At 37.3% G+C, this 22,610-nt stretch carries 19 protein-coding genes; 13 read left to right on the top strand and 6 right to left on the bottom strand.

Annotated elements, in window-relative coordinates:
* Positions 1–40: 40 nt before the first annotated feature.
* Positions 41–1,342: a 30S ribosomal protein S12 methylthiotransferase RimO gene (rimO, locus tag ESV24_RS13590; RefSeq protein ID WP_111816922.1), complete on the top strand. Its 1,302-nt coding sequence runs from the start codon at positions 41–43 to the stop codon at positions 1,340–1,342.
* 118 nt (positions 1,343–1,460) lie between these two features.
* On the opposite strand, the gene ESV24_RS13585 is transcribed toward rimO, so the two are convergent.
* From ESV24_RS13585 to ESV24_RS13575, 3 genes are all read right to left on the bottom strand, one after another.
* Positions 1,461–2,324: a DUF4412 domain-containing protein gene (locus ESV24_RS13585; protein WP_111816921.1), complete on the bottom strand. Its 864-nt coding sequence runs from the start codon at positions 2,322–2,324 to the stop codon at positions 1,461–1,463.
* A gap of 131 nt (positions 2,325–2,455) precedes the next feature.
* Positions 2,456–3,214, bottom strand: coding sequence for a LytR/AlgR family response regulator transcription factor (locus ESV24_RS13580; RefSeq protein ID WP_111816920.1), 759 nt, complete (start codon positions 3,212–3,214; stop codon positions 2,456–2,458).
* A gap of 3 nt (positions 3,215–3,217) precedes the next feature.
* The gene (locus ESV24_RS13575; RefSeq protein WP_111816919.1) at positions 3,218–5,245 is read right to left on the bottom strand and encodes a histidine kinase; all 2,028 of its coding nucleotides are present in this window, start codon (positions 5,243–5,245) and stop codon (positions 3,218–3,220) included.
* A gap of 238 nt (positions 5,246–5,483) precedes the next feature.
* On the opposite strand from ESV24_RS13575, the gene ESV24_RS13570 reads away from it, so the two are divergent.
* The 7 genes from ESV24_RS13570 to ESV24_RS13535 all read left to right on the top strand — a co-directional run bounded on the left by ESV24_RS13570 (position 5,484) and on the right by ESV24_RS13535 (position 13,196).
* On the top strand, positions 5,484–6,653 hold the full coding sequence (locus ESV24_RS13570) for a hypothetical protein (RefSeq protein WP_111816918.1): 1,170 nt from the start codon (positions 5,484–5,486) through the stop codon (positions 6,651–6,653).
* Between the two features lie 519 nt (positions 6,654–7,172).
* Complete coding sequence (locus ESV24_RS13565; RefSeq protein ID WP_249041586.1) at positions 7,173–8,417, top strand: glycosyltransferase; 1,245 nt, start codon at positions 7,173–7,175, stop codon at positions 8,415–8,417.
* Positions 8,418–8,564: 147 nt separating this feature from the next.
* Positions 8,565–8,858, top strand: coding sequence for a putative quinol monooxygenase (locus tag ESV24_RS13560; RefSeq protein WP_111816916.1), 294 nt, complete (start codon positions 8,565–8,567; stop codon positions 8,856–8,858).
* 46 nt (positions 8,859–8,904) lie between these two features.
* Positions 8,905–9,303, top strand: coding sequence for a GlcG/HbpS family heme-binding protein (locus ESV24_RS13555; RefSeq protein WP_111816915.1), 399 nt, complete (start codon positions 8,905–8,907; stop codon positions 9,301–9,303).
* Positions 9,304–9,475: 172 nt separating this feature from the next.
* Positions 9,476–10,204 (top strand): phosphatase PAP2 family protein, encoded by a 729-nt coding sequence (locus ESV24_RS13550; RefSeq protein ID WP_111816914.1) that lies wholly within the window; start codon positions 9,476–9,478, stop codon positions 10,202–10,204.
* A 190-nt stretch (positions 10,205–10,394) separates the two neighbouring features.
* On the top strand, positions 10,395–12,392 hold the full coding sequence (gene uvrB / locus ESV24_RS13545) for an excinuclease ABC subunit UvrB (protein ID WP_111816943.1): 1,998 nt from the start codon (positions 10,395–10,397) through the stop codon (positions 12,390–12,392).
* A 153-nt stretch (positions 12,393–12,545) separates the two neighbouring features.
* Positions 12,546–13,196: a hypothetical protein gene (locus tag ESV24_RS13535; RefSeq protein WP_111816913.1), complete on the top strand. Its 651-nt coding sequence runs from the start codon at positions 12,546–12,548 to the stop codon at positions 13,194–13,196.
* Here ESV24_RS13535 and ESV24_RS13530 read toward each other — a convergent pair whose 3' ends face one another.
* The gene (locus ESV24_RS13530; RefSeq protein WP_111816912.1) at positions 13,197–14,729 is read right to left on the bottom strand and encodes a GH3 family acyl-acid amido synthetase; all 1,533 of its coding nucleotides are present in this window, start codon (positions 14,727–14,729) and stop codon (positions 13,197–13,199) included.
* 111 nt (positions 14,730–14,840) lie between these two features.
* On the opposite strand from ESV24_RS13530, the gene rluF reads away from it, so the two are divergent.
* Entirely contained in the window at positions 14,841–15,695 is an 855-nt protein-coding gene (rluF, locus tag ESV24_RS13525) for a 23S rRNA pseudouridine(2604) synthase RluF (RefSeq protein WP_111816942.1), read from the top strand.
* 82 nt (positions 15,696–15,777) lie between these two features.
* On the opposite strand, the gene ESV24_RS15390 is transcribed toward rluF, so the two are convergent.
* Positions 15,778–15,921, bottom strand: coding sequence for a hypothetical protein (locus ESV24_RS15390; RefSeq protein WP_160110632.1), 144 nt, complete (start codon positions 15,919–15,921; stop codon positions 15,778–15,780).
* Positions 15,922–16,296: 375 nt separating this feature from the next.
* Here ESV24_RS15390 and ESV24_RS13520 point away from each other — a divergent pair, with 375 nt between their 5' ends.
* Complete coding sequence (locus ESV24_RS13520) at positions 16,297–17,589, top strand: DUF2254 domain-containing protein (protein WP_111816910.1); 1,293 nt, start codon at positions 16,297–16,299, stop codon at positions 17,587–17,589.
* A 57-nt stretch (positions 17,590–17,646) separates the two neighbouring features.
* Here the strand turns inward: ESV24_RS13520 and sucC are convergent, their stop codons facing one another.
* Positions 17,647–18,837 carry an ADP-forming succinate--CoA ligase subunit beta gene (gene sucC, locus ESV24_RS13515; RefSeq protein WP_111816909.1) on the bottom strand — a complete coding sequence of 397 codons (1,191 nt, stop codon included), beginning with the start codon at positions 18,835–18,837 and terminating at the stop codon, positions 17,647–17,649.
* A 197-nt stretch (positions 18,838–19,034) separates the two neighbouring features.
* Here sucC and lysA point away from each other — a divergent pair, with 197 nt between their 5' ends.
* From lysA to ESV24_RS13500, 3 genes are all read left to right on the top strand, one after another.
* Positions 19,035–20,240 (top strand): diaminopimelate decarboxylase, encoded by a 1,206-nt coding sequence (lysA, locus tag ESV24_RS13510; RefSeq protein ID WP_111816908.1) that lies wholly within the window; start codon positions 19,035–19,037, stop codon positions 20,238–20,240.
* A 242-nt stretch (positions 20,241–20,482) separates the two neighbouring features.
* Positions 20,483–22,165 (top strand): phytoene desaturase family protein, encoded by a 1,683-nt coding sequence (locus ESV24_RS13505; protein ID WP_111816907.1) that lies wholly within the window; start codon positions 20,483–20,485, stop codon positions 22,163–22,165.
* Positions 22,166–22,326: 161 nt separating this feature from the next.
* Positions 22,327–22,518 (top strand): cold-shock protein, encoded by a 192-nt coding sequence (locus ESV24_RS13500; RefSeq protein ID WP_026451656.1) that lies wholly within the window; start codon positions 22,327–22,329, stop codon positions 22,516–22,518.
* The last annotated feature ends 92 nt before the right edge of the window (positions 22,519–22,610 follow it).

The raw sequence follows: 22,610 nt of genomic DNA, 5'->3' as shown, positions 1-22,610 counted from the left end.
CTGATTTCGTAAATTGACAATCGTAAATCTAAAATCAAAAATGCGTACCAAAACCTTAAAGAAGAACAAAATAAACGTAGTAACCCTGGGCTGCTCCAAAAACGTCTATGACAGCGAAGTGCTGATGGGCCAATTGCGCGCCAACAATAAAGAAGTAGTGCACGAGGAGGAGGGGAATATTGTGGTTATAAATACTTGCGGTTTTATTGCCAATGCGAAGGAAGAAAGCATTAACACAATTTTGGAATACGTTCAAAAAAAGGAAGAAGGCACGGTAGATAAAGTTTTTGTTACGGGCTGCCTTTCTGAAAGGTACAAGCCAGATCTTCAAAAGGAAATCCCGAATGTGGATGAATATTTCGGAACCACGGAACTTCCCGCATTGTTAAAAGCTTTGGGAGCCGATTACAAACACGAATTGATTGGTGAACGTATTACCACAACTCCAAAAAACTACGCCTATTTTAAAATTGCAGAAGGCTGCGATCGTCCATGCTCGTTTTGCGCGATCCCAATTATGCGCGGCAAACACCGAAGCACACCAATGGAAGATTTGGTTATTGAAGCCGAAAAACTTGCTGCAAAAGGAGTAAAAGAATTAATCTTAATTGCACAGGATTTGACCTATTACGGGTTAGATTTATACAAAAAGCGGAACCTTGCAGAACTGCTTCAAAAGTTGGTAAAAGTTGAAGGCATCGAGTGGATCCGTTTACATTATGCTTTCCCAACGGGTTTCCCGATGGACGTTTTGGAAGTGATGCGCAACGAACCGAAAATCTGTAACTATATAGATATTCCGTTACAACATATTTCTGACCCAATATTAAAGTCGATGCGCCGTGGGACTACAAAAGCGAAGACTACTAAGTTATTGGAAGATTTTAGGGCAGCTGTTCCTGAAATGACAATTAGAACAACACTTATTGTGGGCTATCCAGGCGAAACCGAAGAAGATTTCCAAACCTTGAAACAATGGGTAAAAGATATGCGTTTTGAACGTTTGGGTTGTTTCACATACAGTCACGAAGAAAACACACACGCTTATAATTTGGAAGACGATGTGCCGGAAGATGTAAAAATGGATCGTGCAAACGAAATTATGGAAATACAATCCCAGATTTCTTGGGAATTGAACCAGCTAAAAATAGGAAAGGAATTCCGAGTAGTGATTGACAGAAAGGAAGGTAGCTATTTTGTGGGCCGAACTGAATTTGACAGCCCAGATGTTGATAATGAAGTATTGATAAATGCTGAAGATGACTATCTGCGCACGGGCGAATTTTTCAACGTAAAAATAACCGCTGCTGAAGATTTTGATCTTTATGCTGAAGTCGTTTAATTTTCACCCTGAGCACAGTAGAAGGGTTGATTTGTTTGCAGAGTTAGTTGCTTCTTAATTATTTAAAGCGAAGTATCGTTTCCAAATTTTACATTGATTCGTTTTCTACTTTAAGTTTTTATAGTTTTCCCAAAAGATCTGTTACCTTATAACCGCTGAGATCAAAATAGGCGGGATCGGCAGATTTTTTAAAAGTGGCGATATTCATTTCCGAAGAAGGTGTTCCGCTATTTTTTTGATAGTAAATACTTCGCACCATCAATCCTCTAGGGTAGTTTTCATCTAGTTTTGAAGTGGTTGCCGTAGAAGCATTCTTGGAAAAATCCTTGATCTGTCCTCCAAAAAGATGATTACCGCTTAAATCGATGCTGATGTCCTGGGTAACCCACGCATCTACTTTGGTTTTTTCGCTTTCGTTGGTATATATATGCTTGCGACAGCTATAGCCGTTGATTTCTTTTTGTTCGTCAGTGCGTTTCCACTGGCCGTTCTTGTCTTCCAAAGCACCTCCTTGGCTCGCCATTTTCTCAGCCATTTTTTGGAAATTGATTATTGGCATTTTCATGGCTGTCTTTTCTTTTTCGTTAATCATATAAGTGGCAGCACCTTTGTAGTCAAAAAGCATGCGGGTTTCGTTTTTCTCGCCCTCGTTCATAACCATGCATTCTCCAGTTTTGCCGAAAACTATTTTTGAGGTCGTTGTTTCATCCAACTTCCCATTCTTTTTAAAACTTTGTATTTCCACAACTAGGGTTGCCTGTACAGCGTTTTCTGGAGTTGGATAACGTGTATCGTTTTCATAAGTAATATCCTCAAGGGCTTTCTTTCCCTTCTCTTTTTCCGGCTCGGCATATTTCTCTTCCATATCTTGCCGCACATTCTTTTTAATTTTACTTTTAATATATCCACGCTGCGCTTGTGCGGGAGCAATAAAAAGGAATAACAGCAATGATATCATCGAAACGATGTATGACTTTTTCATAATAATTGAATTTTAAAAATTTGATTCTTAATATGATAAAATTAATCGGTAAAAGAAACGAACGCAACCCCCATTTAGAATTTGGCAGTTATGATTTAGAATTAGGAAGTAAACTTTGCGAAAATTGGTGATTATTTAAACCGAAGCATAGTTTCCAAAATTTCATTTATCTGTTTCCGCTTTTGTCGTGAAACGGGAATTTCAGTATTGTCACTCATAATTAAACTACCGCCGTCCTGTTTTAAAATTCCTTTTACAAATAGGGGATTTATGAGATGCGATTGATGAACCCTTATGAAATTATGATCTGTTAGCATATCTTCTATCTCCTTTAAAGTACGACTGATCAGAATCTTTCTTTCATCTTTTAAAAAGAAGTTGGTATAATTGCTATCAGACTGGCACCGAACAATATTTTTAATTTCAACAATATTATAGCCAACCCCCGTTGGCAGTGCGATTTTTGTGCGTTCTTTAATTGAATCTTGAAGATTGTCCTGGAATAACTTCCACTGTTCTGGGCTTGTTTTTTTTCTTCTTTTTTCCCAGTTTGCTAGTGCTGTTACAATGTTTCTCTCTGTAATGGGCTTCAAAAGATAATTGATGGCACAATAATTAAAGGCGCGAATGGCGTAACGATCATAGGCTGTTGTGAATATTATGTCGAAATCTATTGGCAAGAGTTTGTCAAGCAAGGCGAAACCGTTCAAATTAGGCATTTCAATATCTAGAAAAAGTAAATCGGGAGGATTGTTTTGGATGAATCGTAAACCTTCTATAGGATTTGTAAAGATTCCAGTAATGGTGTAGTCCGAATGAACTTTTTCAATAAGATTCGCGAGAACATTGGTGCAATGTGCTTCATCGTCAATGATTATTATCTTCGTCATAATTCAATAAGAATAGGTTAGTGTTATTTTGGTTCCAATGGGTAAATTATTAGCTTCAAGATCTATAATCTCAAGGCTTATAGAAACATCATGTAAATGATTGTATAAAGCTAAGCGTTCATGAGTAATGCTCACTCCCATTGATTTGTGGAGCTTTTTCTTCTCGCTGCTTGCTTTTCTGCCAATGCCGTTGTCTTCGATTATTATTGTTAAACATTCACTCGTATCAAAAATAATGGTCAGTTCTTTTTCAGGATTCTCGCTTGTGGTTAGGCCGTGCCATATAGCATTTTCAACGAAGGGCTGCAACAAAAGCGGCGGAATGTGAAACTGTGATAGCTCTTCTCGCGCAGAAACTTGGATGCTGAAATTAAAGTTGTTACCCATCCTGTTTTTTTCCAAAGAAAGATAAAGCTCCAAAATTTCCAATTCTTCTTCCACGGTAATTATTTCCTGATTACTATTTTGTAATATGCCCCGAAGCAGGCCAGAAAAATCGTCAAGATATTTCACGGCATCTTCGTTGCGCGAAGTCATTATTAAGTCCTTTATAGCATTTAGGCTATTAAAAAGAAAATGCGGATTCATCTGTGATCGCAAGGCAAGCATTTCCATTTCCTGTAGTTTTTGGGTGAATGAATTTTTTATCTGCTCCTCCTTTTGTTTTTCCATTTTGGAATAAAGTTGAATAAGCTCATCGGTTTTTTCATTTATTTTTTTATCTAGTTCAACACGCATGTTCTGTTGTAAAAGCTGGTTTTTTTTCAATTGCTCAATAAGATTTTCACTTGTTGTTTCTTTTTCCTTTTGAAGAAGAAAAATATTTTCACCAATTGCGAGAGAAAAACAGAAAACTTCTGCAAGTAAACCGGCCTGAAATATAATATTTGGGGAATACGGAAAATAAAAAATACTTTCAGGGTCTTTGTAAAGATTAGTGTAGGATGCATAAAAGGCTAGTACGGCACCTATAAAAAAGAAGGTCTGGCCCACAACAAAATAATTTAGAAGAGGATGTTTTACTTTATAGATTATCCAGAAAATCAAAACAAAATTTAGAGGTAAAATGGTAAACCGGACTATAGAAAAAATAAGGTTCCCTATATGAATATTTCCCCAAAACGAATTGTAAATAAAGATGGTTATGGCATATATAAAACAAAATCTTCCTAAATAAACTAGAAGTTTGGAAATGGTAGCACTATACTTTTTGACCTCTAAAAGATGCAATATAAAAAACACATAAAATCCAATAAAAGCAAATTGTGAAGCCTCAGAAATAGCATAAGCAGTTTTTGAAAAGTTGAGAAAAATATTTCCCACAGTAGCAGCCGTAGACCTTAATGCCGTAAAAGCATAGATTAATTGAAAAAATAAATAGCCTAAATAATAAGCATACAATATTTTTGAGATCCGCATCCATATTACCAATCCGAATATAAAAATAGTAAGCAGGGATATTATGTAAAAAAAGAAAAAGGCAATGGATTTTCGTTCCGAATCTAAATATTTATATGCATACTCATAATAATTCCCTTTAGAAAATATTGCAGTAGCTTGGTATGCATCGATTTTTTTTTTGCTATTCAGCCTTGTATATATAAGGGATTTTTGAAAAGGTGGCAGTTTAAGTTCGGTAACATAAAATTCATTTTTGTTGCTTCGTTCGTATAAAGGAACGAGGTTTCCATTTTTGTAGGTTTTGAATCTGGCACCTGTTTGTTGATAAATAGCGTTAAAATCATGCACGCTAAAGTAGTAAATGGGTAATAAATCCTTTGCATTATTTTCAACCTCAAATTTTAACCAGATGGCTGAATCCGGTTCGTTTTGAAAAATGGAGTCATATTTTTTCCAAGTACTTTCTTTTTGTGCTTCTTCAAAAGTTGTTTCAAGATTTGTGCGTATTGCCAGTACTTCAGGATTATTGAATAGTTCCAGTTTCCCAGTAATGGAATCACCAACTATTTGTGCCGAGCCTTGCCATAGACCAGCTAAAAAAAAGACTATTATTAATAGAGGGTTTTTCATCAATTAGCTAAAATACTATTCTATTTGGCATGGTTTCCAACTATTTAGAATTCAGTGGCTTTAAGTGAGTATTCGGTATTTTTTTCGCTTTTACCGAATTCTAATTAACGTCTTCCAAATTCTAATTGGTTGTTGGGTTCAAGATAATCAATAGTTAGGTTTGTTGTATTAAATATAAAGTCTGAACAAACTGAAAAAAGACTTAAAACCGGAGTAGGTGCAATAAAACGATTGAATTATGAAAAATAAATTTTTATTAATAGGAGCTCTAAGCTCACTTATGTTTGTTACATCTTGTAGTAAAGATGATGATATAGAAGAAGCGGCAGAACTGCTTGCTGAAACGATAGATTGCTCAACAAGTGTTGCGGCAGGAGAAACACTGACATTAGAAAATAGAAATAATGGTATAGATTACATAATTAATTGTGTTTATGCCGTAAATGGAGATATCATTATTAAACCAGGAGTTACTATTCAGTTTGGTACAGATGCGGGATTAGCAGTCCGAACTTCTGGATCAATACAGGTTTTAGGGGTCGTAGGTGAACCGGTTTTATTTACGGGAGAAGATAAAAATCCAGGCTCATGGCGCGGAGTTTATATTGAGAGTAACGACATCAAAAACAAGATGGAATTTACAAATATAGAGTATGCTGGAGGAGAAGCATTTAATAGTAACGGCGACAAAGGAGCTGTAATTGTTTGGTCAAATACACATCTTACGATGCGTAATAGCATCATTTCAAATTCTGAAACGTATGGTTTTAATGCGATATATGGTGGAGATGAACTAGTGCTAGAAAACAATACAATTACCAATTGCAATGTACCTATGCTTATAAGACCTAATTATGTGAACGGTATGGTTGGAGGAAATTATACAGGTAATGTAACTAATGCAATTTATTTAACTGATGCGTTTCTTAATATAGATGCAACCTTTAAAGATTTTGGTGTGCCATATCATATTCTATCACGTCTAGTAGTCGCTTCAGGTGGAGGTAAATTAACAATTAACCCTGGGGTTGTAATGAAATTTGGATTAAACGGAAGGATGGTTATTGATGAAGGCGCATCAGGATCAAAACCTAGTTTAATTGCCGTTGGCACCGCGCAAAACCCAATTTTGTTTACAAGTATAGACCCAGTTCTAGGTGCCTGGCAAGGCATTTATTTTGACACACCATCTGCTTTAAACGAAATAGGATTTGCCACCATAGAATACGCAAGTAACAATGCTCAAGATGGAGCCATTTATTTATGGGATGACACAGTTTTAAATGTTCATGATGTTCATTTTAAGGATATTATACATTGTGCAATACTACTAGGCACAAATGGTATCTTATTGACATATAGCAATCTAAGTTTTGAAAATGTTGGTGATGAAATTTGTATTCCTTAAGAGTAGACTATAGTCTGTAATTAATTTAGCAATTTATTTAATTCGAGGTCTTTGGAGATCAAAAAAATAGAAACTATTTCCCGAAAGTAATTAGCCAAACTTTGTATCAACCTTCCCGCAAAATTATTTTGCGGGAAGGTTTTTTTAGTGAAATATATTACAACCACAAACTTTGTTAATGAATCTATATCTTTGAAAGAAACTTCTGCGCCATGACAAACTCCCGAAGATTCAAATTCCCAAAAACAGTGTTGTTTGGCATAACCGCACTTTATATAGTGCTAATGCTTGCAACATATTTCCTGTATTATAAAGAACCCGTAATAGTTTGCGCTCAGCGAATGTTACTAGCTCAATCTGTAGCCTTGGTCTTTCAAATAATCTTAAATTACATTAATTATCATTCAAAAAATAAAATTGTAATTCTCGCCTCGTTGTTCATAAGTACTATGCTGGCATTGGGAGCGCTTTCAGCTTTTTTCAATCTTGGACTTATGTGTGAACTTTACGGATATTAATTTGGGGACAAATCAACTACTAATTATCGGGCATACATTCCCAGAACCCAAAACAACAGCTGCGGGAAGTAGGATGATGCAGTTAATTGACCTATTCCGCGAAGAAAATTTCCAAATAACTTTTGCCAGTACCGCAGCCATTTCTGAAAGGACAGCCAATCTTGAAGTCCATCATATTTCAGTTAAGAATATCCTGCTGAATGACGCTTCTTTTGATGAATTCATAAAACAGCTAAACCCTGAAATAGTAATCTTCGACCGTTATATAACCGAAGAACAGTTCGGCTGGCGCGTTTCTGAAAATTGTCCGAATTCCTTAAAAATTCTTGACACTGAAGATTTACATTTTTTGCGAAAGGCAAGGGAAGAAGCGGTAAAAAACAATAAAAACTTTTCTGAAGCGAATCTGTTTTCAGAAACGGCGAAGCGCGAATTGGCAAGTATACTGCGATGTGATGTATCGCTTATAATTTCAGAATATGAAATGGAACTGCTTCAAAACACCTTTAATATTTCTTCTGAAATACTTTATTACCTACCTTTTTTGGTTGAGACTGTTTCGGATGATACAAAGATTTCTGCGTTTCAAGAACGTCAAAATTTCCTCGCCATTGGCAATTTGCTCCATGCACCCAATGTTGATTCGGTTCTGCAGTTAAAGAAAATCTGGCCTGAAATTAAAAAGCAACTTCCCGACGCGGAACTTCACATTTATGGGGCATATGCTCCCCAGCAAATTCTTCAGCTAAATAATAAAAAGGAAGGTTTTATCATAAAAGGTTGGGTAGAAAATGTTGAAACCGTGATGAAAACATATCGAGTTCAACTTGCTCCACTTCGTTTTGGCGCAGGTTTGAAAGGCAAGCTTTTTGACGCAATGCGTTTCGGTTTGCCATCGGTAACTACAGAAGTGGGAGCGGAAGGAATGCTCGGAAAACTTCCATTTTGCGGGAATATCACCACTTCAAAAGAAGATTTTATAAACGCTTCAGTAAACTTATTTTCCGATGAAAAACTTTGGAAGGAAGCACAGCATAACGGTTTCAACATTACTAAAAATCGTTTTCAAAAAGATCTTTTTTCCGAAGATTTCAAAAAACACGTCCACACTCTTTTTGAAAACCTTGTAAAACACCGACAAGAAAATTTTATGGGGCAAATTCTTCAGCACCATACTTTGCAGAGCACCAAATATTTAAGCAAGTGGATTGAGGCAAAAAATGATAAAATAGCGAATAGCGAATAGGAATTAGCGATTAGCTAAAATTTTGACAGCCCACTAATCCCTAATTCCTAATCCCTGATTCCTACAAACAAGCTTAACACAATCTTCACGACTTTTAAATTCGTGCTATTTATCTTTAGGAATTATGAACCCTAAAAAAATTAAGCGATGAAAAAGTTAGGATTATTGGTCTCCCTTAAAGCCAAATCTGGAAAGGAATCTGAAGTGGAATCATTTATAAAAGGAGCTATAGAACTGGCCCTTGAAGAAAACAAAACCATTACATGGTACAGTTTTAAAATAGACAGCAGCACCTTTGGAATTTTTGACACCTTTGAAAACGAAGAAGGTCGCGAGGCACACCTTAATGGTGATATAGCAAAAGCATTGATGGAAAATGCTGATAGACTCCTTTCCGAAGCCCCACAAATCCAAAAGATTGAAATACTTTCAGCTAAATAGACTGTATGCTTTGAGCAATAATAAATAGCAATAAACAATAAACAATATGAATGTAACATTGGAACAAGCGGAAAAAATAATAGCCGCAGCAAAGAAAAAAGCAGCAGAAATTGATGCCAAAATGAACATCTGCGTAGTAGATGGCGGAGCAAACCAAGTAGCTTTTGTCCGTATGGACGGTGCGTGGTTGGGTTCTGCAGATATCGCATTGAAAAAAGCCAAAACAGCACGGTTTTTTGATATGCCCACAGGCGAAATAGGCAAACTTTCACAACCCGGCGAACCTTTATTCAATATTGAACATTCCAACGGTGGACTCATTTCCTTTCCGGGAGGTGTACCGCTTAAAAACAAAAATGGCGATATTATTGGCGCAGTGGGTGTGAGTGGCAGCGTTGTTGAAAACGATCACGCTGTAGCTACCGCAGGAGCAAAAGCGCTTTAATTTTAAAATATATTAATTCAAAAAGACTCCAATTTGGGGTCTTTTTTCAAAAATGGTCAACCCAGTTTAGACAATTATAAAATCTGAAACTTAAATCCCTAATCTGTCACACTGAGTCTGTGGAAGTGCCAAATCCTTAAAATGTTGTTATCTTTAAACTTTGCCTTTTAAAATGAGACAAACCCTATTCGCGTTTATAAAGAATTTCAGGAATTTTCTGTGGCGCATCTTTCATAAGGACAATCCAAAACTGCCCTACATTATTATCATTATAGTGGCATTTATTATAGTAGTTGGGGGGCTCAATCTTTTCATAGAACTTACCGAAACATTAAAGGAAGAAATGCTTGCCCAGTATGATCAGCAAATATCGCACTTCATCACTTCCTTCCGCACTCCATCGCTCACCGAATATTTTATTTTCATGACCAATGTGGGCGATATCTATGGCTACTTAGTAGTGCTCATCCTCGCCCTAATAATTTCTTTGGTGTTTTTTAAAAATTGGCGTTACATAGCCCAAACCTTGTTGGTCTTGCTGTTGGCATCCATATCAAACACTATGTTGAAACGTTTTATAGATCGCGCAAGACCGGGAGTAGAACATCTAGTTTCCGTAGAAACACTAAGTTACCCCAGCGGCCACGCAATGAGCGCCATGGCCTTTTATGGATTTTTGATCTATCTTTTTTACACCTTTAAAATGAACAGTTGGCTCAAGTATATTACTATTATTCTTTTACTTTTTGTTATCTTGAGCATAGGCATTAGCCGCATTTACTTAGGCGTACATTATCCTTCAGACATTGCTGGCGGATATATTGCTGGGGCAATCTGGGTTTTTTTCTGCATCTTGATATTCAATTTGGTCGAGGTTTTTAGAAGAGATCCGAATACATAAGAAATATCTGGCAAGCAGGTAAAAGCAGTATCAACCCCAAAGCATTTACAAAAATAATTCGTGCATTCGTGGCCTATTTAATATTCCTCCGAAGCTCTAACCAAATTGCAATACCCAAAAACTTCCCACTACTCACATCCCACTACTCACTACTATTTTAGTACTTTTGTGGAGCATTGAAAAAGAAAACATGAACTTCAAAATAGCCACAGAATTTGATCCTTCGGGAGACCAACCCCAAGCCATTAAAGCGTTGGTAAACGGTATAAATTCTGAAGAAAAATACCAAACTCTCTTGGGCGTAACAGGCTCCGGAAAAACCTTTACTGTTGCCAACGTGATACAGCAGGTTCAAAAGCCAACCCTTGTTTTGGCGCACAACAAAACACTCGCCGCCCAGCTTTATACGGAGTTCAAAAACCTCTTCCCCGAAAACGCTGTGGAGTATTTTGTTTCGTATTACGATTATTACCAGCCCGAAGCATTCATTCCCAGCAGCGGAACTTATATTGAAAAAGATCTTTCCATAAACGAAGAGATTGAAAAAATGCGCCTCAGCACAACTTCATCTTTGCTTTCGGGCAGGAGGGATGTGCTTGTGGTTTCTTCTGTTTCCTGTTTGTACGGTATCGGAAACCCTGCGGAATTTCAGAAAAATGTAATCAGTTTAGAAAAAGGGCAAACCATTTCCCGCACCAAATTGTTGCACAGATTAGTGCAAAGCCTCTATTCCCGTACCGAAGCGGAATTCAACCACGGACGTTTCCGCATAAAAGGAGATACGGTTGATGTTTTTCCCGGGTATGCCGATGACGCTTTTCGAATTCACTTCTTCGGCGATGAAATTGAAGAAATAGAAGTATTCGATCCTTTAAACAACAATATAAAAGCGAAATACGACAGACTGAATATTTACCCAGCAAATATGTTTGTAACCTCGCCCGATGTTCTTCAGGGAGCAATCCATGAGATTCAGGACGATTTGGTAAAACAGGTAGAATATTTTGGCGAAATAGGAAAGCATTTGGAAGCAAAACGTCTTGACGAACGCACCAATTTTGACCTCGAAATGATACGCGAACTGGGCTATTGTAGCGGTATTGAAAACTATTCTCGTTACTTGGACCGTCGTTTGCCAGGGACGCGCCCCTTCTGCTTGTTGGATTTTTTCCCGAAGGATTACTTAATGATTGTAGATGAAAGCCACGTTTCAATTCCACAAGTAGGAGCAATGTATGGCGGCGACCGCTCCCGAAAAGAAAATTTAGTAGAATACGGTTTCCGTCTTCCAGCCGCAATGGACAACCGACCATTGAAGTTTGAAGAATTTGAAGCGCTACAAAATCAAGTAATCTACGTAAGCGCAACCCCCGCAGATTACGAGCTTGAAAAAAGTGGTGGTGTGTATGTGGAGCAAATTATTCGTCCCACAGGTTTGCTTGACCCGCCCATTGAAGTGCGCCCAAGCCTAAACCAGATTGATGATTTATTGGAAGAAATCCATCTTCGCATAGAAAAAGACGAACGCATTCTGGTAACAACCTTAACCAAAAGAATGGCTGAGGAGCTCACCAAATATTTAATCCGCGTACAAATCCGTACTCGCTACATTCACAGTGATGTGGATACGCTTGAAAGAGTAGAGATTATGCAAGATTTACGTCTCGGCCTGTTTGATGTATTAGTGGGAGTGAATCTTTTGCGGGAAGGTCTCGATTTACCTGAAGTTTCCTTGGTAGCAATTCTAGATGCCGACAAAGAAGGTTTTTTAAGAAGCAACCGTTCGCTCACCCAAACCGTGGGCCGCGCCGCCAGAAACTTAAACGGAAAGGCTATTATGTATGCCGATAAAATAACCAACAGTATGCAAGCAACGATAGACGGGACCGAATACAGACGACAAAAGCAGATTGCCTATAATGAGGAGCACGGAATTACGCCAACCGCGATTAAGAAATCTTTTGAAAACGCGCTGACAAAATCAAAGCAAGCTGCATATAGTTTCGAAACCGCTGAAACCCTCGCTGCAGAATCAGAAGTGGAATACTTGACCAAGGCACAAATAGAAAAGAAAATACGCGACACCCGCAAAGCGATGGAAAAAGCCGCAAAGGATTTAGATTTTATGATGGCTGCCAGGCTTCGCGATAAAATAAAGACATTTCAAAAACAATTGGAAGAAGTTTAATTTTAGAGCCAAGAGCCAAGAGCCAAGAGCTAAGAGCCAAGAGCCAAGAGCCAAGAGCCAAGAGCCAAGAGCCAAGAGCCAAGAGCCAAGAGCCAAGAGCCAAGAGCCAAGAAACAACTGACAGCCGATAACCTACAACTAATAAACTTTACAATGCTTTTAACGTCCCTCATAAAACCTATTTTGTATTTTACCCTTTCTATGACTCCGACTCAAAGCATTAATCTCGACAATAAAATAATTCCCGAAAGCATAAAAAAAGAGGTAATTGAAGCTCTTTCCTTTTATCCAGAATTATACGATACTGCGATTGAATTCAAATTCAAGGATAATATTAAGAAATCCACAATGCAGGCCCAACCTAGATTTGCGAGTTTTTTTAAGGCGAAGGAGAACCGTGAATATGTAATTTTGATAAGCCGAAAAATCCAGATAGAGGGAGAGGAATTCACTATGAGCGATATTCCTTCCGATGTAAAAATTGGTTGGATTGGCCACGAACTTGGGCATGTAATGGATTACCGAGAACGGACCAACATGGGTATGCTTATTTTTGGATTGAAATATTTGTTTTCCCCAGTGCACTTTAAAGAGGTGGAACGAGCTGCAGATACGTATGCCGTTGCCCATGGAATGGGAGATTATATTTTGAAAACAAAAAACTTCATTCTTGAAAATGCCCATCTTTCAGAAAAGTATAAAAACCGAATCCGTAGATTATACATTTCCCCCGAAGAGGTTATGGAACTAATCAATAAGAATAAAGTAGAGGAAGAGCCCGAAATTCTAGAAATGAATGATTAATTATCCCAAAGATTTTTGTGATTTCACAAAGGTTTCCCACACTTCAAATTTTTCTTCATCCATCACTTTTTCCATCTTAACCTGTCCACCCTTTTTTTTGTTTTTGGCGCTCCATTCATGGAAAATATCAGGATTAATGGTAGTTACTTTCACTCCTTTCAAGGCTTTTGAACGGGCAACTTCGTAGTTTTTATTCGCTTCTTTTAATGAATTATCCAGAGCATTTGCTATTTCTTCTGAATTTATTTTAGTTTCCGTCCCCAAATACCAATGATGGTAAAATTCATCATCAATCTTTACCGCAGCCAGTGTAAATTCTGGAATTTTAATATCGAATTTCTCTTCCATTTGGCGTAAAGCAACTTCCATTTTGTTCACCGAAAGCTGCGACCCTACTACGTTCAAAAAGAATTTGGTGCGACCCGTAATTTTTATTTCGGCTTTTTCAACGTCTGTAAACGCAATAGTATCACCAATCAAATAACGCCAAGTACCGGAAACCGTACTTATAATTAAAACATAATCTACGTCCGGTTCAACTTCGGCGAGGGTTAGGGCAGGGGCATCTTTTGAAAGTGAACCGTCTTCATTGATATACTCCGGTTTGAAAGGAACAAATTCAAAATAAATTCCGTTGTCCGTTACCAGTTTCATTGAAGTAGTATCCGGTCTATTTTGAAAAGCCAAAAAGCCTTCTGATGCCAAATACGTATCAATTACAATTATAGGATGCGCCAACAATTGGTTGAAACTTTTCTCGTAGGGTTGAAATGCCACGCCGCCGGTGGTGTAAACTTGTAGATTAGGCCAAATTTCGTGAATATTTTTTGCATCGTGATATTCCATCACTTTCTTTATCATCAATTCCATCCACGACGGAATACCGCTTAGGGCGCCAATATCCCAATTGCGAGCGTTTTTTGCAATAGTTTCCACTTTTCGGTCCCAGTCTTCCATCTGCGCTATTTCTTCACCAGGTTTGTAGTAACCCCGAAACCAAAATGGAATATTACTGGCACTTATTCCGCTTATTTCGCCTTCCAGAAATTGATTCTGTTCCTCTAAATCTGTACTGCTGCCGAGCATCATGATTTCCTTTTCATAAAAATCTGAAGGAATGTTGAAATTGGTCAATGCGCCAACTTGTTTTATTCCCGTAGTACGAATGGCTTCTATCATTTCATTGGTCACAGGAATTTTTTTCGAAGTTTTTCCAGTTGTTCCGCTGCTAAGCGCAAAATATTTAGGGCATCCCGGCCAAGTGATGTCTTGTAAACCTTCTTGGGTTTTGCACCACCATTCCTTTTCCATTTGGTGGTAATCGAAGTATGGAATTTTTTCAGTAAACGATTTCTGAATATCTTGAGCTTCCAAAATTTTGGTGAAACCGTAGTATTTTCCGAAAGCTGTATTCTTCGCATTTTCAAGCAGGTTTTTCAGAACTTCTCTTTGTGATTCCACAGGAGATTTTTTCGAAATAATTGCTCCGCGAAGGTCTATTGCCGTTTTAATTATAGAACCGAGTATTGCCATTTTAATTTTTTGTGGAAGCTACAATTTTTCAAAAAATTTGATGGAGCAATTAAATCAATTTTAACCTTTTCCGTTTGCGCTTCAATAATGGTATCTTTGCAAAAAAAAGAAATGCACCACCCAGATTCCGTAAGATTGAACAAGGCAATCAGCGATAGCGGATATTGTTCCCGCCGCGAGGCCGATACTTTAATTGAAAAAGGCCGAGTTACCGTAAACGGTGAAAAAAGTGGGCTTGGGGACAGGGTAATGCCCAACGATGAGGTGCGTGTGGACGGAAAACTGATTTCTGAAAACGATACCGAAGTTTTCATAATGCTAAACAAACCTGTTGGAATTACCTGCACAACCGATACCCGTTTTGATGACAATGTGGTTGATTTTGTAAACCATCCCGAGCGAATTTTCCCCGTGGGAAGATTGGACAAACCAAGTGAAGGTTTACTTTTATTGACGAATGATGGTGATATTGTAAACAAAATTCTTCGCGCAGGCAACAAGCACGAAAAGGAATATATAGTGAAAGTTGATAGACATGTAACAGATGAATTTGTAAAACGAATGGGTTCCGGAATCCCAATATTGGATACGGTAACCAAACGCTGCACAGTAGAACGAATCAGCAGATTTGAGTTTCGGATAATATTGGTTCAAGGCTTAAACAGACAGATTCGCAGAATGTGTGAATATTTAGGCTATGAAGTAGTGGCTTTGCAGCGAATCCGGATAATGAATTTAGAATTGGGAAATTTGCCAGTAGGAGAGTGGCGGGACCTTACTTCAGAAGAATTGAAAACGCTAAGAGATTCTGTTAAGGATAGTGATGGACTTCCAAAAGATTATGGAAAAGAGCGTCGACAAAAACAAGAAGATGCTAAAAAACCCGAAGTAAAAAGAAGAGAGGAGCGAAATTTAAAAAGGGAGCAAAAAAGTACTGGAGGAAGAAGGAGAAGAGGTCCAAATTAACACCATGAAAAAACCGCGCACCGATTGAGTAGCACGCGGTCATTTCAACTAACTAACCAAATTAAATTTCAATTATGAAATCTCAACCATTCTCTTTAAAGCTTTCTTTTCTTCCAACTTGGGAAGTGTAATTTGCGTTAATATCTTCAATTTTTATATTCTTCGGAAGTTTAAAATTCTTGTAGCTAAACTCTCTATCTCTGTACTGGGAAACGCCGCTTTCCATTTTTTAATCTTCCATTTTTTTTGAGGCAACTTTCAGTGTATCTTACTCAACCTCAATGGTGCAATATTTATTTGGTAATCTTGGCGCAGCAAATTCGACTACAAAATTCGGGAAAATTTCAATAAGATTTACTGTAGGAATGCTAAATGTTTCACAATTGTTATTCAAGGTATTTAGCCTATTGTTTAAGAAAAATATCCAACGGTCCAGGCAAACAAAGGCTATTTTTATTAACTGTTTCCATGGGTATATATTGTTTATTTTTTTACTAATTTCATTCACCAATAATTAATCATAATTCCACTGCTACAAACGAGACATTTTGATGCTTTCAAACCCAAATCAAAAGTCGTTTTGTCGTATTAAAAATTTTCAATGAAACATTTCCTTATACGTATTGCTACTTTTTTTAGAACTGTACAAAGTAAAATTGCCTTTTATCCTACCCTTATTGCAATTGCTGGTTTCTGCCTCGCGCTGGGAATGATAATTCTTGAGCAATATGGGGTTTCCAGAAAAATAATAGAAATTTTCCCGTTATTGATGGTGGAAGATGGTGATACTGCGCTCAATGTGCTAAGCACTTGTATAGGTGGCCTCATTTCTATGATGGTTTTTAGTTTTTCAATGGTGATGCTGTTGTTGAGCCAAGCTTCTAGTAACTTTTCGCCGCGATTGCTTCCAGGGTTAATTTCAAATAAAAGGCATCAAATTATTTTAGGATTTTTTCTGGCTACCATCATTTATAATATTTTCACACTTTTCTCTGTGGATAGTGGTGAAGAGAAATACATGCTTCCTGGTTTTTCAATACTTCTCGGAGTTTTTTTCACGATTCTTGCTCTTTCCGCTTTTATATTTTTTATACATAATATTTCCCAAAGTATTCAGATTAATAATATAATGGATGGAATTTATGATCAAGCCATACACCGCCTCAATGAAATTATTGATGCGGAAGAAAAGGATTCTGAAATGCTCGTCTCCCATTTTCCAGATACTTCAGAATGGCATAGCTACACATCTCCTCAAAGTGGCTATTTTCAAAATATTTCTATTAAAAACATCACAGATATATGTAAGAAAAACGATGTGCGCGTCTATATAACTTCCCCAAAGGGATTATTTGTTCTGAAAAATAATTCTATTTTAAAAGCAAGTAAAGTGTTGGATGATAAAGTAATAGGTGGGATATTTTCCAACATAAATTTTGCGCGTGGTGAGTATATTCGCGACAATTATATCCTAGCGTTTAAACAGATTACCGAAATTGCTGTAAAAGCTATGTCCCCTGGAATAAACGATCCGGGAACCGCCGTCAATGCTATTGATTACTTAACGGAACTTTTTGCGCTACGGATGAAAAAGAACAACACAGGGGTTCTCACTGCAGATGGGAAAACATATATAAAAATAGCTATTATCCATTTTGAGGAACTGCTCTATAATGTTATGGCCTCCCTGCGAACCTATTGCAAACACGACCCAATAGTTGTGCAAAAACTTATTTGGATGCTTAAGTACTTACAGGATCAACCCGCTGCAGATGAAACATATACAACCTCTATCAAGGAAGAATTAAAAGTATTAATCCATGATATGGATTTTGATTCTAAAAAAGACGAACGTATTTTGAGAAAATTGGCCGAGACGAAGAAGGATTTATAAAAAAAGCCTTCCAATATTTGTTTGGAAGGCTTTTTCAATAATTTTTAATCTATATAATTAAGAAAGGACTGCTTTAACTTTATCTGCGGCCTCTTGAAATTCAATAGCGCTTTGAACGTCCAAGCCGCTGTCATCAATCAGTTTTTTTGCAATATCAGCATTGGTTCCCTGTAAGCGTACAATAATTGGAACGTGAATAGTTCCCATATTTTTATAGGCATCAATAATTCCTTGCGCCACACGGTCACAACGAACAATTCCTCCAAAAATGTTTACCAAGATTGCTTTTACATTTGGGTCTTTCAAGATTAATTTGAAGGCAGCTTCAACACGCTCGGCATTAGCAGTTCCTCCAACATCAAGAAAGTTTGCAGGCTCACCACCAGATTGTTTAATAAGATCCATCGTTGCCATTGCAAGTCCGGCACCGTTCACCATACAGCCCACGTTTCCGTCTAGATCTACATAGTTAAGTCCTTTTTCTTGCGCTTCAACTTCCACAGGATTTTCCTCACGTTTGTCGCGCATTTCCAAATAATCCTTATGGCGAAAAAGCGCATTGTCATCAATGCTCACTTTAGCATCAACTGCGATGATTTTATCGTCGCTTGTTTTTAGCACCGGGTTTATTTCGAATAGTGAAGAATCAGATTCGTTGTAAGCTTTGTAAAGTGCTGTGACGAATTTTGTCATTTCCTTAAAAGCTTTTCCACTCAATCCAAGATTGAAAGCTATTCTTCTAGCTTGAAAACCCAAAAGGCCAACGGCTGGATCAACTTCTTCAGTGAAAATTAAATGTGGAGTTTCCTCGGCGACGGTTTCAATATCCATTCCACCTTCAGTAGAATACATAATCATATTTCTTCCTGTGGAGCGGTTTAAAAGAACGCTCATATAATATTCCTCTGGCTCATTATCTCCAGGATAGTAAACGTCTTCAGCAACCAAAACTTGATGTACCTTTTTCCCTTCCGCAGAAGTTTGTGGAGTAACAAGGTTCATCCCAATTATATTTCCAGCTATATCTTCAACTTCCTTTAAATTCTTTGCAAGTTTTACACCACCGCCTTTTCCACGTCCACCGGCATGAACTTGGGCTTTAATTATGTGCCAGCCCGTTCCTGTTGTCTCGGTAAGTTTTTTTGCGGCTTCCACAGCTTCTTTTGGAGTGGTGGCAACGATACCGCGCTGTATCTCAACGCCAAAACTGTTTAAAATTTCTTTTCCCTGATATTCGTGTAAATTCATAGTAGCGGTTTTGTACTTGTTTATGGAATGCAAAAATAACAAATGTAACAGGAATGCACTAATGTTTTTTAAGGCATTGTACTTCTGAAATTTTATGGATTTAACAAAAATGAAAATTTAAGTATTTATTAATGAAGTATTTCGGCTTACATCCCTATTTTTGCGCCTTAATTTTTAAAAATTTATTCTTAAAACTCATGAAAAATCAAGACCTTTTGGCAATTTCCCAAGAATTTGGAAGCCCAGTTTATGTTTATGATGCCGCTAAAATTGAAAAGCAGTATAAACGTCTAACCAGCGCTTTTGAAAAGGTGGAGAGTTTGAAAATAAATTATGCCGTAAAAGCGCTTTCAAACATATCAGTATTAAAACTGATCATAAATATGGGTGGCGGTCTCGATACCGTTTCTATCCAAGAAGTAATGTTAGGCCTGGAAGCTGGGGCAAAACCTGAAGACATTATCTACACACCAAACGGGATTTCTTTGGAAGAGATAGAAAAAGCCGCAAAACTTGGCGTACAGATTAATATTGACAACCTTTCAATTTTGGAACAATTTGGAACCAAGCATCCCAAAACTCCCGTATGTATCCGTATAAATCCGCACGTTATGGCGGGTGGAAATTCAAATATTTCCGTGGGTCATATTGATAGTAAGTTTGGAATCTCAATCCACCAAATGCCTTTGCTGAAAAGGATTGTTGAAAATACCGGAATGAATATCAACGGAATCCACATGCACACCGGTAGTGATATTCTGGATATTGACGTTTTCCTTTATGCTTCGGAAATACTTTTTAACGCTGCGGAAAATTTCGATAATCTTGAGTTTATTGACTTCGGAAGCGGTTTCAAAGTACCTTATAAAGAAGGTGACATTGAAACAAATGTTGAAGAACTCGGTAAAAAATTGAGCAAACGTTTCAATGAATTCAGTAAAAAATACGGTAAAAAATTAACGCTTGCTTTTGAGCCAGGCAAGTTTTTGGTAAGTGAAGCTGGGCAGTTTTTAGTGAAGGTAAATGTGATAAAGCAAACCACTTCTACTGTATTTGCTCAGGTTGACAGCGGTTTTAACCATTTGATCCGCCCAATGCTTTACGGATCACAACACGAAATTTCAAACATTTCGCGCCCACACGGAAGAGACCGTTTTTACACTGTAACTGGCTACATTTGTGAAACCGATACGTTCGCAAACAACCGTCGCATTCCTGAAGTTCACGAAGGTGATATACTTTCCTTCCATAATGCTGGTGCGTACTGCTTTACCATGGCGAGCAATTATAATTCGCGCTATCGCCCTGCTGAAGTGCTTTGGTATAAAGGAAAAGCGCATTTGATTCGTAAAAGGGAAACTTTTGAGGATATTCTGAAAAATCAAATCGCAGTTGAATTGTAATTTCTCGAAATTTTTAGATTCCCATATTTCATTCAGAAGAAAAGCCATAGATTTGTTTAAATTCAAAACGTGCTATTATTAAATAATGTAGGATTGAGATTTCTTTGATTTTTTACCCTAACCCTAAAGGGAAATCAAAGAAATCTTCATTTCATTCGCCGCGGCGAAACGAGTTAAAAAAATGAAGATTTCTTTCTTTCCATTGTTATTCAAAAGAAAAAATTTAAACATACAACCTTCCTTTGAAAAATACTTTTCCCAGTTTCACAGAACAACATTTTGACACAATCATTATTGGAAGTGGTGTTGGCGGACTTTCGGCAGCTATTTGTTTATCGCGTGCTGGCCAAAAGGTTTTGGTTTTGGAGCAGCATGACGTTCCCGGCGGTTGGTGCCACAGTTTTTATTTAAATGGCCATCGATTCACGCCGGGGGTTCATTACGTCGGGCTAATGGAAAAAGGTCAGTCCACTGCCCAGCTTTACGAAGGATTAGGCATTGCCAACAATCTTACTTTTTTCAGAATGAATCCTTCTGCTTATGAGCACGCATATATTGGCGATGAACGTTTCGATTTCCCAGGAAATTTTGATGATTTGGTTACGGAGCTTGTAAAGAAATTCCCGAAGGAAGAAAAAAATATTATAAAGTATCTGAATCTAGTGAAAAATGTGAGTTCAGAATTACAATTGCTTCCAGATGTTGAAGGGTTTTGGCAACATTTAACTATTCCTTTCCGAACCAAGAATATGGGTAAATATGCACTTTTCAGCCTGAAAAGGGTTATTGATTGGCACATTAAAGATCCGTTACTTAAGAAAATTCTCAACATTCAGTTTGGCGATCACGGACTTGCACCAGCTAGAGCCAGTTTTCCGCTACATTGTGCGGTTATGGACCATTATTTCAACGGCGGATTTTATCCGTGTGGAGGCGGTGCGGCCATTGTGAAGGCGATGACAACTGTCATCAAAAAGAATAACGGTTTGGTAAAAACACAGCAGACAGTTAAAAGAATTCTTTTGGAAGGAATAAAGAAAAAAACCGCTATTGGCGTTGAACTTGAAAGCGGGGAGAAGTTATTTGCTAAACGGATAATTTCAAATGCAGATCCAAATATTACGTATAAAAACCTTATTGGGGAAGAAAATTTGAGCAATACGCTACTGAAAAAACTAAATAAAACCAAGTATTCATGCACGTCTCTAATGCTTTTTCTAACGGTGGATATGGACCTGAGAGCTGCGGGAATGGATTCGGGAAATATTTGGTTGATGCCAAATGAAGATATGGACACAGTGTATGAACGAATGATGATGCCAGACATAACCAATAATGAGGCACTTGAAGGGATGTTCATCAGCTGCACAACCTTAAAAGATCCTTCCAGCTTTGATGGGAAGCACCACAGCATAGAAGCCATAACTTATTTGGATTATAATATTTTTGAAAAATTTAAAGACGAGAAGGAACCGCGCTCCAAAGAATATCTTCAATTTAAAGAGTTGCTTACGGAGAAAATGATAAAAATATTGGAAAAAGTATTGCCCAATATCAGAAAACATATTGTTCATAAAGAATTGGGAACACCAATAACCAATGAGTACTATATAAATACAACAAGAGGAAGTGTTTACGGAACAGAAAAAAAACTTACCCAAATAGGACCATTTGCCTATAAGTCGAAAAGCGAAATAAAAAACCTCTATTTATGTGGCGCCAGTATTGTGAGCCACGGTGTTGCCGGTGCAGGTTATTCGGGACTACAGACCGCAGGGGAAATTTTAAATAAAAAGCAGAAGGAAATTTTAAAAACAGACAACAAACAATCTTTAACTATCCTTGAAGCCGAAGAAAGTGGTAATTATCCAAAATGGCTGAATGATAAAATAGAAAGCAAAAAAAGGAAAATTCTAAGTAGTTAAATGAAGAATTTAATTGAAAATTATATAATTAACAGTTGTATTGTTAAAAAGTAAAAATTGCTTCATATTTTTTACTTTTTAAAATAAACAATCTTAAAGGGCTGATTTGTCAATTATAATTCTATCTTTGCCACTTATTATAAATTTTTTAATTAAATACAATGAACAAAGGAACAGTAAAATTCTTCAACGATACCAAAGGTTTTGGTTTTATCACTGAAGAAGGAACCAACAAAGAACATTTTGTACACATCTCAGGCCTAATCGACGAAGTTCGTGAAGGTGACGAAGTAGAATTTGATCTTCAAGAAGGAAAAAAAGGATTGAACGCGGTTAACGTAAAAGTACTTTAATACACACAATTTTTTTAAGACAAAGCCTCCCAATTTGGGGGGCTTTTTTTATGGTTGTTGTTCTTGGGGAAAAATAATTGAAAATATTTTGA

The sequence above is a fragment of the Aequorivita lipolytica genome, from assembly GCF_007997135.1.
GTDB lineage: Bacteria > Bacteroidota > Bacteroidia > Flavobacteriales > Flavobacteriaceae > Aequorivita > Aequorivita lipolytica.
Note: the sequence above shows the minus strand (reverse complement) of the source record. Positions and strands in the feature narration are given on the sequence as shown.